At 55.6% G+C, this 12,706-nt stretch carries 10 protein-coding genes; 3 read left to right on the forward strand and 7 right to left on the reverse strand.

Going from position 1 to position 12,706, the window contains the following annotated elements; genetic code table 11:
* Positions 1-91: 91 nt before the first annotated feature.
* Positions 92-1,645 carry a cation:proton antiporter family protein gene (locus tag KFJ24_RS13110; RefSeq protein WP_250831539.1) on the forward strand — a complete coding sequence of 518 codons (1,554 nt, stop codon included), beginning with the start codon at positions 92-94 and terminating at the stop codon, positions 1,643-1,645.
* 16 nt (positions 1,646-1,661) lie between these two features.
* Here KFJ24_RS13110 and senA read toward each other — a convergent pair whose 3' ends face one another.
* A complete protein-coding gene (senA, locus tag KFJ24_RS13115; RefSeq protein WP_250831540.1) occupies positions 1,662-3,029 on the reverse strand; it encodes a selenoneine synthase SenA in 1,368 nt (455 codons plus the stop codon).
* Positions 3,030-3,366: 337 nt separating this feature from the next.
* Between senA and KFJ24_RS13120 the strand changes: the two genes are divergently transcribed.
* On the forward strand, positions 3,367-4,758 hold the full coding sequence (locus tag KFJ24_RS13120) for a sigma-54 dependent transcriptional regulator (RefSeq protein WP_250831541.1): 1,392 nt from the start codon (positions 3,367-3,369) through the stop codon (positions 4,756-4,758).
* Entirely contained in the window at positions 4,755-5,816 is a 1,062-nt protein-coding gene (locus tag KFJ24_RS13125; RefSeq protein ID WP_250831542.1) for a transporter, read from the forward strand. The genes KFJ24_RS13120 and KFJ24_RS13125 overlap by 4 nt, the downstream gene beginning before the upstream one ends.
* 28 nt (positions 5,817-5,844) lie before the next feature.
* Here KFJ24_RS13125 and KFJ24_RS13130 read toward each other — a convergent pair whose 3' ends face one another.
* The 6 genes from KFJ24_RS13130 to KFJ24_RS13155 form a co-directional block, all read right to left on the reverse strand.
* Positions 5,845-6,336, reverse strand: a complete 492-nt coding sequence (locus tag KFJ24_RS13130; RefSeq protein WP_250831543.1) for a hypothetical protein — start codon at positions 6,334-6,336, stop codon at positions 5,845-5,847.
* A 4-nt stretch (positions 6,337-6,340) separates the two neighbouring features.
* Positions 6,341-7,033: a C39 family peptidase gene (locus tag KFJ24_RS13135; protein WP_250831544.1), complete on the reverse strand. Its 693-nt coding sequence runs from the start codon at positions 7,031-7,033 to the stop codon at positions 6,341-6,343.
* A gap of 13 nt (positions 7,034-7,046) precedes the next feature.
* A complete protein-coding gene (locus KFJ24_RS13140; protein ID WP_250831545.1) occupies positions 7,047-7,397 on the reverse strand; it encodes a hypothetical protein in 351 nt (116 codons plus the stop codon).
* A 59-nt stretch (positions 7,398-7,456) separates the two neighbouring features.
* Positions 7,457-8,482, reverse strand: coding sequence for a hypothetical protein (locus KFJ24_RS13145; protein ID WP_250831546.1), 1,026 nt, complete (start codon positions 8,480-8,482; stop codon positions 7,457-7,459).
* A 384-nt stretch (positions 8,483-8,866) separates the two neighbouring features.
* Entirely contained in the window at positions 8,867-10,459 is a 1,593-nt protein-coding gene (locus tag KFJ24_RS13150) for an isocitrate lyase (RefSeq protein ID WP_250831547.1), read from the reverse strand.
* 236 nt (positions 10,460-10,695) lie between these two features.
* The gene (locus KFJ24_RS13155) at positions 10,696-12,645 is read right to left on the reverse strand and encodes a CASTOR/POLLUX-related putative ion channel (RefSeq protein ID WP_250831548.1); all 1,950 of its coding nucleotides are present in this window, start codon (positions 12,643-12,645) and stop codon (positions 10,696-10,698) included.
* Between the last annotated feature and the right edge of the window lie 61 nt (positions 12,646-12,706).

Raw genomic sequence — 12,706 nt, forward strand, 5'->3', positions numbered from 1 at the left:
TCAGACAGATTCCACCTTGCTCGACTACACTGAGCTGACAAAACAGGATAGCCTTACAGGCATTGTCCAGTGTTACCTGAAAGAATGACTCATGCCTGAAGCTCTGTGGATCTCATTTGCGTTCGCCCTTGGCCTCACGGTCAAGGCTATCGGCTTACCCCCGCTGGTAGGCTACCTTGCTGCCGGCTTCGTCCTTAGCGGTCTGTCTGCCACCACCGGCATGACCATAGAATCCACCGATGCCCTCGAACATATCGCGCATATGGGCGTCCTTCTGCTGCTGTTTACTGTTGGCCTCAAGCTGAAACTGCGCTCCATCATCAGCCCGGAAGTCATCGGCGGTAGCCTGCTGCACTTCGGCATAACCTGTGTGGTTTTTACGCCAGGCCTTTATCTGCTGCTGGATCTTTCATGGCAGACCTCATTCATGCTGGCCATAGCCCTGTCGTTCTCCTCAACCGTTCTTGCAGCCAAGGTCCTGGAATCCAAGAGAGAGCTTCGTGCTTTCCATGGCCGGGTCGCCATCGGCATCCTGATCATGCAGGATCTGATCGCGCTGGTCGTTATGAGCCTCGCCGCTGGCCAGTCACCGTCCCAGTGGGCACTGATCGTGTTTGGCCTGCCCCTGCTCAGGCCCGCGCTGTTCCGACTGCTTGATGCCAGTGGTCACGATGAACTCCTGGTTTTGCTTGGCCTTTTGCTGGCGCTCGTATTGGGAGGCTACGGATTCGAATCCGTGGGGCTGAGCTCGGAACTCGGCGCCCTGGTGTTCGGCGCGATGCTGGCGAGCCATCCACGTTCCCAGGAGCTATCCAAGTCCCTCTGGAGCGTGAAAGAAGTCTTCCTGGTTGGTTTTTTCCTGCAGATCGGAATCGGCGGACTGCCCGACAGCCAGGCACTGGCCTTTGCCCTGGTAGCCGCGCTGGTCCTGCCTCTGAAAGGCATTCTTTTTTTCTTCCTGCTGCTGGCCTTCCGGCTCCGCGCCCGAAGTGCCTTCCTGAGCTCGCTCGCACTGACCAACTACAGCGAATTCGGACTCATTGTCGCAAGCATTGCCCTACCGCAGTGGCTGGTGCCCCTGGCCATCTCGGTTGCGGTGTCATTCCTGATCTCAGCTCCCCTAAACCGGCTGGCCCATAGCCTCTACGAGCGATTCGCCCATCGCCTGAGCCGCTTTGAAGGCCAGAAACATCATCCGGATGAGCAACCACTGTCCCTCGGCAACACCCGGGTTTTGATTATGGGCATGGGACGAACCGGTACCGCGGCCTATGACTGGGTAAAACAGCAGGAAACTGAGCTGATAGGACTTGACTCAGACCCAGCCAAGGCCAGCCAGCATCAGAAGGAAGGACGTAATGTAGTCTTTGCCGATGCCGAAGATGCCTCCTTCTGGAACGGCCTGCACATGCCGGATGTTCATTCGGTGATTCTTGCGCTTGGCGATATCGAGGGTAAGCTCATTGCCGCCCGGATGCTCAGAAAACTGGGTTTCCGGGGCTACATCGTAGCCCACACCATGTACGAAGACGAAGCTCGCCAGATTCGGGAAGCTGGCGCCAATGAAGCCTACCTCACCATGAACGAAACCGGCGTTGCCCTGGCCAGTCATATCATTGGGCGTTCGACAGAAAAGGCCAGCTAAACGGAGCCCTCCAGGTCTAGAGGGCGCAAGTCCGGAAACCCGTGAAAACATCATTGCGCATGGGCAGGTAAGCCTGGCGGTAGGTCCCGCGTATCAGGCATGAGGATGTGGCGCAGCTGCCACCGCGGGTTACCTTATGATCCCCGAACTGAAGGGTCGACATGAACGGATACATGTCGATCCTGAACCCGTCATAGGGGAAAAACTGGCTACTGGTCCATTCCCACACTGCGCCGATCATTTGCCGGCAACCGAAGGGACTCTCCGCTTCCGGGTAATCGTAAACCGGGTTTTGCGCCATATGCAGGCCGTCCATATCTGCCAGGGACGCATCAGGGCTCTGGTTACCCCAGGGGTACCGGCGGAAAGGCTCACCCGGGCGGTTGCCCAGGGCCGCCACTTCCCATTCGAATTCAGTCGGTAACCTGCGCCCAGCCCAGCGGCAATAGGCCTCGGCTTCCCAGTAGCTGATATGGGTGACCGGCGCATCGGGATTCAGCGGTTGCCACTGATCAAACAAGCGTTCCTGCCATTGACCTTCATGCCAGCGCCAGTAAACCGGGTGTGCCGGCGTTCTCAGCAGTGGCTCCGGACGGCCATGAACGAGGGCCATATCAGCCTCTGTCTCAAGCCACTTGCGCCCGCCAAAAGACCAGAGTTCAGGTTTGCGATAGCCGCCTTCGTCCACAAACGCCAAAAACTCCCTGTTCGTCACCTGTTGACGGGAGATGGCGAAAGACTCCAGGTCAATTTCAAATCCCGGCTTTTCGTTGTCAAACGCAAAATCCGAGGTTGCAAAGAACTCAGACTCGCCCGGCATGCCAACCAGCCAGCGACCAGCCGGGATGACCGCGTCCCCGACAACCGATGTGCCGGGTGCAGGACGCTCTTTTATCAATGCCGAAGGAGCAGCGTAACCCACAGTTTGCCGGCACCAGATTAACGACTCTATATGCATGTTCTGGTGAAAGATCGCATAGCGATAGAGATAAAGTGCCTGATCGGTCAGAGGCTGGGCGCAAATACGCTCTGCCACGCGATCGTAGATGGTGTCGAAATAATCCAGTGTCTCCTCACGGGCGGGAAAAAGCTCACGGTTCCAGCGGTCTTTGTGTTCAACGTGGAAAGAGTCCCAGAGGTCGTCCATGGCCGGATCAAAACTTGGCGTTCCGTCCAGGAGATTGAACACAAACACTTCATAGAAGAATGCCGCGTGGCCCATCTCCCAAAGTGGCGGATTGACGCCGGGATGATAAGGAACATCCAGCTGCCCTTCTGACAGGGAAGTGATTAACCGGCGAGTGCGTTGGCGGGTGTGTTCAAGTTCCGCCAGTAACTCATCCCGTGCTGGCTGTGCGCCAGTCATCACCGTCTTCTCATCCATAAAGCAGCCCGTCGTACCCAATGTTTATTTTCCAGCATAACAGAACCTGTTGCAGGGACAGATAACGCAGACACCAATCAGCGTCCGGCCAATGTCGGCCTGTTTTACAGTTGTACGCACAGCGTAGCGTCTGGATTTCGCAACCGCCTGAAAACCGCGTCGATATAACTTCTGGCATATATCCTGAATGCGCAGGTAATACAGCCATGGCTGTCCAGACAGCAGGCATGGCAGGTCACAGGGCAGTGGCCGGAGACTCCGCCGTACCGGTTAATCAACGCATTCCTGAACGACTAGCAGTCCGATTTCCGAGGCATCGACCTAATGGGGGTTTGCCATGATGGAAAAGAGACCGCTTGTTTGGTTGTCAGCGGCAAACAGCAACACCTCTTTGCAGAAGGCACTGGAGACAGGCTGGATTTTGACGAGGCTCAGTCTCGAGGACCCGGTACCCATCTTTATGTCAGTGCCAGTCGAGGCAAAGGTCGGCGTCATGGACCTCAGCTGCCTTCCGGACGGGGGGTTGCACCGGCTGGAACAATGGCTGGGATCACTCAACCTGACTTACTGGATCGGCGTCGTTCCCCATCGACCAGTGACCGGAACACGCATCGCACACCTGATTGCCCGCTACTGCTCCGACTTCCATACCCTGCCGGTAGACTATGAGCGAATAAATACAGTGCTTGGCCATTTGTGGGGCATGGCAACCATCCGGGAACCCGCTCACGGCCGTTCGCGAGATGACTACCAATCTCTGGTACTCGAAGGAGACTCCCAGGCCATCTGCGATGTCCGCAGCCTGCTCCGTCGTTTTGCAGCAACCAGGGAGCCGGTGCTCATCACCGGAGAAAGTGGCACCGGGAAAGAGGCTGCCGCCCGTTTTATCCACATGCATTCCGCCCGCGCTGCCGGTCCACTGATCACCATCAATTGTGCCGCTCTGCCCGACACCCTCACTCAGACCGAGCTGTTCGGCTATGAAAAGGGCGCCTTCACCCACGCCCTGAATGCGCACCCAGGCAGACTGGAACAGGCCAACGGCGGCTCACTGGTGCTGTCTGGCATTGACGAGCTGAACCTCGAGCAACAATCCGCCATCCTGCGTTTTCTTCAGGAAGCGCAGATCGAGCGGATCGGCGGCAGCGACCCGATACCCGTTGACTGCCGTATCATCACAACCACCAGCCAGCCGCTACAGGATCTGATAGCGTCCGGGCAGTTTCGGGGGGATGTCTACTACCGGCTCGGCGGTCTGGAGGTGAAACTCCCTGCCCTCAAAAGCCGCGTCGAGGACATACCGGCACTCGCCTATTCACTGCTTGAAGCATCGCAATCGGGGCCAGAACGGAAACGACTGAGCACAGAGGCCGTTCGAAGCCTGGTTAATCACTCATGGCCGGGTAACTTCAGGGAGCTACAGAATCGCCTGCGACAGGCCCTGTTGCTCAGTGACCAGCCAGTCATTGAGGCCTCGGACCTGAGTCTTGCTGAAGACAGCCCAGAGGCCAATTCACCTTCCACTCTCAGTCTTGAGGAATTCCGGGCGCGAGCCGACCGGCAGGCACTGTCATGCAGCCTCAAGCTGGCACATCACAACGTTTCGAAAGCCGCCAGAATACTGAAAATTTCCCGGGTGTCTTTTTACCGACTTCTGGACAAATACAACACAGCTCCGCAGGCCAGCCATTCCCGGCACGGGTCTTATCGCAAAGGAGGTCAGCCATGAAAACATATACCCTGTTGGCAGTTCTAATCAGCGCATGTCTGCTCCCCACGACAGGCATCACCAAGCCGGAATACGATGATTTCGACGACGCTTCGGCCCGGGCCGAAGCGCAAAAAGACCAGGCAACCGACATTGCCTCCATTACCTCTGACCGGGGGATTGTTACCCGTTCCGGGCGCTTCACCATTGAGCCCTCGTTTTCTCACGCCCACAGCAGTGCCACGCAGGTCGCGGTGGAAGGCTATACCGTCATTCCCGCTTTGCTGATAGGGCTGATCAATATCTCGGAAATCCAGCGTGATATTTACGTTGGGGCCCTGTCACTCAAATATGGTTTTACCAGCCGGTTTGAGGCAGCTGTGCGGGTGCCATACCTGAGCATCCAGGAAGATCTCCGGGAACGACAGGCGTTTGAAGGGACACCGGTAGACACACTTCGGGAGTCTTCGGGCGAAGGCCTTGGAGACGTTGAGTTGTCCGTACGCTACCAACTTAACGATGGCCTTGCAGGGTGGCCCTACGTCATCGGTGCGTTTCGCGTAAAGGCACCCACCGGGGATAGCCCATACGACGTTGATCAACAGGTCATCAATGACAGCCAGGGCAACCCCATCGGAATTGAACTTGAGGAACGGCCGACAGGCTCCGGATTCTGGTCCTTTGAGCCGGGAGTCTCATTTATCTATCCGTCGGATCCTGCGGTTCTCTACGGCAACCTGAGCTATGTTTACACTCTGAAAGACGAAAAGGGCTATGAGAACGGCAATACCGTTAATCCGGGTGATGTGATTCGATTCGGCTTTGGAATGGGATTCGCCTTTAATGAACGTACATCATTCAGTCTTGGCTATGATCACTCAGTCATTCGAAAGACAACCTACGAACGGGATATTGACCTATTCGCCGCAACCTTTGACAGCATTCAGATCGGCACGCTCTCGTTCGGGCTCTCTCAGCGACTGTCATCCAGCACAACGCTGAGCCTTACCGTCAATGTCGGGGTAACCGAAAATGCCCCGGATACTGAGATCACTCTGAAACTGCCTATCAGCCTCTAAGAGAGTACGGGCGTGGGCAGGCAGATGATTAACGACCCAGAAACTGGAGGATGGGCTCTCGCAGACTGTCGGGAATGCGGTAACCGGCGCCAAGATTGTTCAGCTCAATATTCAACTGGCGCGCATTCTGAATGACAGCCCCGTTCAGGTCATTTTGGATCAGCGTCCTCCACCCCCCAGCATCAGAGGCGGCTGAAATAAGCGCCTGCCCACTCTGCCCGGAGTTGATGATACCCAGCACTGTCTGCATCTGATACGGAATAGCCTGCCCGTTCACCATCTGGTTCAGGTTGGGAATAGTCAGACGATTGACCGCCAGTATTTCCCCGTTTACGGAAACCACGTGTTCCAGTCCGATCGAAATTTCCAGGTTGTCCAGGCTGAAACCACCCCTCTGTGACGCCAGCTCGTCGTTCGTCAGAGTCTGGGCAAGATCTATTCCGTCGGCTGAGGCAGGCGTCGCGATAACACCAAGCGTTAAAGCAAGTCCCACCATTGCTGATCGCTGCAGGCTAACCATGGCATTACCACTCCCTTGTGGATGGCCAATAGGGCAGAGTATGACCCAGTGGCACTCCCCCCTGACCCTGGGACAATGGTGCCCGGGCAATCTGCGGCCAGTCGCCGTCTAACAGAAACGTGCTCCGCCCCTGCTTCAGATGACTGCGAATCACAAAAGCAGCACCATTCCAGTAGTCTTCGAATTCCGCTCTGGAGTATGCCTTGAGGCCGCGAGCGGGGTCTCCGACAAACACCTCGTCCTCACTGATTCCCTTGATGACAACAAAGTGTCGGAATCCATTCATATTCAACAGCACAATGACGGGGAGACGAACCTTATCTCGCAGGCCCGATAACGGCATTCGAAAACCGTCAGCCCGATAGCCCACGGAGTCCAGAAACCGTTTCATATCCAGCATGGAGAAACCTTCCTGGCGCACCTTTTCCGGGTCTGCCAGTGAGAACATTCTGGAAAAGACTTCCTGCTCCGTGAATTGGTGATCGTAATGGTAGGAAAGCAGAGATGCGAGCGCCGCTGAACCGCAACTGAAATCATACTCCTGCTGCATGATCGAACTGAAACGCTGTTCCTTGAAACTGCGGACCCCCAACTCAAGCCCGCCGGCCAGCCCCGGCACAATGACGGTACCGGCAAACGCAGTGGACCAAAGCATCGCAACGCTCGCTATGCAGATCACAAGCTTCCGCTTCACCATGGCCCACCTCCTGTCAGCGATTGATAAGAATGTTTACCTGAGTGCTGTCCTGAATCACCACCTGGTTACCTGTGTTCTGGATGACCGTGGCAATGCCGCTCATGTTGCCGAACGCGTTGTCGGAAATACTGTTATCACCAGTGACAACATTACCCGACAGCAAGTTACCGGCCACATTGGCATCTTGCTGGTTATCGTTAATCTGCCACTGCATCGGGATTCCCTGGCGACCGCTTGAGTCCGCCAACTGATCTGCCGACAACGGCGTGGCATCCATCCACTCCTCGGCCGACACAAATCCCGTTGCTCCGAACATTAACGCCAGCAAGGCAGCCTTCAGTTTCCATCTGATGACACGACCCATGGCAGTTCTCCCGGAATAACCGGGCCGCACCCGCTACAGCAAGGTGCGGCCTGGATTCCTTATTGGGTGCCGCTACCGCCACCGGTGGACAGGTTCGACATCACACTGACGTTCGCCTGGGTCACACTGGCATTGCCAGCGTTCTGGGCAAACGCACCGACACCAGTGAAGTTCGCTGATCCACCAGAAATTTCGTTGGAATTACGAACTTCGGTGTAAGAGCGACGGCCATTTGCATCACCGTAGGTGGTGGTTATCCCAGACACCGATCCGTTGAGGTCAGCGTTGTTCATGAATGCATCGAGTTCCAGAACAACTGAATTATCGGAGCTGTCATTTCCGCTATCAGAGATAGTGGTGTTACCGCTGTCCGCCACATTGGTGGAATTGTCGGAACTGTCATTTCCGCTATCCGCGACATTAGTGGAGTTATCGGAATTATCGTTCCCACTATCCGCAACATTGGTGGAGTTGTCGGAACTGTCATTTGCGCTGTCCGCAACGTTGGTGGAATTGTCCGAATTATCATTCCCACTGTCCGCAACATTGGTGGAGTTGTCGGAGCTGTCATTTGCGCTGTCCGCAACATTAGTGGAGTTGTCGGAGCTGTCATTTGCGCTGTCCGCAACATTGGTGGAGTTGTCGGAACTGTCATTTGCACTGTCCGCAACATTGGTGGAATTGTCCGAATTATCCGAGTTGTCTGAAGCATCCGAATTATCGGTATTACCGCTGTCGGCAATCTTGAACGCATCGTTCAGACTGGTGCTGTTATCCGAATTATCGGAATTGTCGGAGTTGTCGGAGTTATCCGAGTTATCCGAGTTATCGGACATGTCGTTGCCACTGTCGGCAATCTTGAACGCGTCAGTCAGATCTGTACTGCTATCAGAATTATCCGAGTTGTTTGAATTGTCGGTATTCGTAGAACTGTCATTTCCGGAATTAGTGGCAGCGTTGGAGGTGTTATCCGCATTGGTGTTCGGGCTTCCATCTCCCCCCTGGTCATCTTCCGCCAGTGCCGCTCCTGAGATGCCCAGGCCCACGGCGATAGCGATCGCTAGCATGCTCTTTTTAGTATTCATAACGTCAATTCCTTTGAGGTTGTTGGCTTATCAGGGATCCTGGCCCAACCCGCTAGCCTTCGGATACATCAAGGTCCGGACCCACTTTGAAAACAGAGCGATTCCCGTGCCATCTCTCAAAGAGAATTACCAAATAACTGATTTAAAAAGTCTTTTTTTACTCTCCCTCTACTCAGGCCTTAGCCGGAATTACCTTAACTGTTCCAAAGTTGAAACAGTGCTATTTGCATCTAGTTGTTAAACATGGTGCTTTCTTGAGGCGAATCATGCAGGTAGCCCATAAAACGCCGTGTCAAAAATCCCAGCCATAAAAAAAGCCCCGCCATTGGCGGGGCTTTTTTGTGACTCCCGGGCAAGCCCGGAAGCGACAACCTGACCGCTCGATTAACCGAACTGGTTCATGGTGTTGTCTTTACCACCGGCCTTCAGGGCCGCATCACCAGCAAAGAATTCCTTGTGGTCGTCACCGATGTTGGAACCAGCCATATCCTGGTGCTTGACGGTGGCGATACCCTGACGGATTTCCTTGCGCTGAACACCGGCAACGTAAGCCAGCATGCCTTCGTCACCGAAGTAGCCCTTGGCCAGGTTGTCCGTAGACAACGCCGCCGTGTGGTAAGTCGGCAGAGTGATCAGGTGGTGGAAGATACCGGCTTCACGTGAACTGTCACGCTGGAAGTTGGCAGTCCACTCGTCAGCCAGCTTGCCGAGATCAGTCTCGTCGTACTTGGCATTCATCAGGTCCGCACGCTCGTAAGCAGATACGTCCTTGCCTTCTTCCTTCCACGCATCGAATACCTGCTGACGGAAGTTCAGGGTCCAGTTGAACGACGGGCTGTTGTTGTAAACCAGCTTGGCGTCCGGAACTTCTGCCTTGATACGGTTAACCATGGCCGCGATCTGGCCAACGTGCGGCTTCTCGGTTTCGATCCACAGCAGGTCAGCGCCATTCTGCAGGCTGGTGATGCAGTCCAGGACAACACGGTCTTCGCCAGTGCCAGGCTTGAACTGGAACAGGCCAGAAGCCAAACGCTTAGGACGAACCAGTTGACCTTTCTGCTTGATCACAACGTCGCCGTTGTTAATGTCTTCAGCTTTCTCGATCACTTCACCGTCGATGAAGCTGTTGTACTGGTCGCCCAGGTCGCCCGGCTCTTCAGTCACGGCGATTTTCTGGGTCAGGCCAGCGCCCAGAGAGTCGGTACGGGCAACGATCACGCCGTCGTCTACGCCCAGCTCGAGGAACGCCAGACGAACCGCGTTGATCTTGGACAGGAAGTCGGCGTGCGGCACAGTTACCTTGCCATCCTGGTGACCACACTGCTTCTCGTCAGATACCTGGTTCTCGATCTGGATGCAGCAGGCACCGGCTTCAATCATCTGTTTGGCCAGCAGGTAGGTCGCTTCGGCGTTACCGAAACCAGCGTCGATGTCGGCAATGATCGGTACAACGTGAGTCTCGTGGCTGTCGATCTGCTTGATCAGCTCGTCGGCCTTGGCGTTGTCGCCAGCGTTCTCAGCTTCTTCCAGGGCGCGGAACAGGTGGTTCAGTTCCCAGGCATCGGCCTGACGCAGGAAGGTGTAGAGCTCTTCAATCAGACCGGATACGGCAGTCTTCTCGTGCATGGACTGGTCAGGCAGCGGGCCGAACTCGGAACGCAGAGCAGCGACCATCCAGCCAGACAGGTACAGGTAACGACGCTTGGTGGTACCGAAGTGCTTCTTGATGGACAGCATCTTCTGCTGGCCAATGAAACCATGCCAGCAGCCCAGGGACTGGGTGTACTGAGCGGTGTCATTGTCGTAGTTCGCCATGTCTTCGCGCATGATCTTGGCAGTGTACTTGGCGATGTCCAGACCGGTCTTGAACTTGTTCTGGGCGCGCATGCGAGCAGCGTGCTTCGGGTTGATAGCGTTCCAGGTCGGGTGCTGCTTCAACAGGGAAGCAATCTGGTCAACGTCTTGTGCGTAGGGCATGATCTCAATCCTTTCTACGTTGGTTTTCTAAGTAGGTGCGGAGAAGCTTACTGCAACATCCGAAGCCAACTGCCCGCTCACTTTTTGAGCTCGGCGCTGACATTGAAGGTTACTTTAGTGCTTTCAATTTTATAATTGAAATTTATATAATCTATTTTCAGCATTTTTTACATGAATGGCCGATCCTGATCAGGAACACCAATTCTGATTCGGCAGGGAGGGCCTGGGCAGGGGCATTAACAGGTCAGGCAGAGCACCACCAATTGATCGCCGGACTGAATATCGAGATAGGCCTTTCGGGGAGGATTGAGAATCAGGTGACACCCAGTGGCGTCGGGAACTGATCGATACACGCCAAGCGCTATTTCACCATCAGCCGCCAGAATTTTTTCCAGTAACTGAAAGTCGACACTGGCGGGCAAGGGGTAGTCGGCGGGAGATCGAAACTGGATTTCCGCACCACCGACGGTAAACAGTTCATCCAGAACCGCACGCAGTTCCCGTCGCAAAGCCACCTGAGCCAGGACATGACTGAGAATCATCGGGCTAATCAGCATTTCGCTCTGGTGGCCATAAAGCAGATGCCGGTTATCCGGATCGCTCAACTCCATGATCAACTGCGGTCGTTTCGAGGTTTCGGCCAGGATGTCCTCCAACTGAAGATAACCCACCATGGCCCGGGCATCCGCCTCCTCCCCCGAGGCCAGACGGTCGCTACTGAGCAGAATCACGGTGTCATAGCCGGAGGGCGTGAGGCGTCTGAGCTCACCCTCAACCATGTAATCCGCCTCTATGTGATGACAGCGAACCTTGGTGAACTCCTCGACATAACGGTCGATAGCTTGCTCCCGCTCCTGGGCCGGGACCACCGAAACCAGGTCCACCTGGAAGTCCAGGTGACGGTAACTGGCAAATTCGGCCACCAGGCTGGGCACTCGGCGATTCCAGCCAAGCACCAGGACCCTCTGGCTTCGGGGCGTTTCATTCCGGGCAGTCCGGCGCGCCTGTTTCAGATTGATTTCTGGAAGCGCCGGTAACCTGGCGTTGGGTTCGGTCTCCGAGTAATCCCTGGCCATCATGATGACCCGGTCATCGGCTTCTATCCGGGTATCTGAGGGCGCTACAAGACGGACATCCCAGTCATTGCCCCGTCGTCTCAGCAGTCCCAGAACAATGACTCCAGGGCGGGTCGATGCAAGCTCCCCCAGCGACAGACCGGCCACCGACTCACCACCCCGGACATAAATTTCATTGCCCTCGCCTGCCGTGAGCAGCTCATTAAAGATTTCAGACAACCCGGGATGAAGAATGTTCTGCACAATCAAACGGCTGATCGTCGCGTCCCCGGCAACCACTTCCACCGCCCCCGGATATGCCCGCTCAATCACCGGATGCTTGCGGACATCCTGAATCTCCGCCACGACATAAGGCAGGGGGGATTGAAACTGGCGCGCCTGGGCGGCAATCGACAACAGCGCCTTGACCGTTTCCACGTCAGAGGTCACCAGACTGCCGGCCTCATGGGCAGCACTGGGCACGATCACGGCAGCAGCATCCAGACATGCCACCCGGTGCAGGGCATCGGGCTGAATCGCCGATCCGGAACGCAGGATAATCCGCCGCGCACGACGGCCGATACCTGGCTCACTGCGAAGTTCGTGCACCTGCTCCGCAGAGGCGTCCTGCGATAGCACCACCAGGTTCAGTTTCTGGGTATCGTGTTTCTCGAGGAAACGACGCATTCTGCCAGATGAGTTCAGCAACTCCGATAAGAGAGGCAAGGTCTGGCTCGTCCAGCCCAGCACGACAACATGGTTTTTAAGAGTGACTGGCGTCAGCCCCCGCTCCAAATCAGCCATTTTGGCAATCAACCAGCGGGTCAGAATAGCCACCAGAGTGCCCATGAACACCACATAGCCACTGACCGTGAGCATGGTGGACACAAAACGCTGCCAGGTGCCAACATCGTCTCCGAGGTACCCCGGGTCTGTCAGCCGCAAAAAGGCCCACCAGATCGCGGAGCCAACATCCCCAAAAGATTCGCCCAGTGGTACCACAAGCAGCCCGCCAATCAATGAGATCAGGGCAATAAAGGCGGCAACCACCAGCAACTGAAAACCGGCACCCTTGACCAGTTGTCGCTCAACAATGAACTTTATCCGGTCAATAATCCGAAAGGGCAGCATGTGGCATCCTCGGTCGCGTTGCGAAAGATATCGCAAGCATAGCCGATAATAGGCTGATTTC

The organism is Marinobacter sediminum (assembly GCF_023657445.1).
GTDB classification, from domain to species: Bacteria; Pseudomonadota; Gammaproteobacteria; order Pseudomonadales; family Oleiphilaceae; genus Marinobacter; species Marinobacter sediminum_A.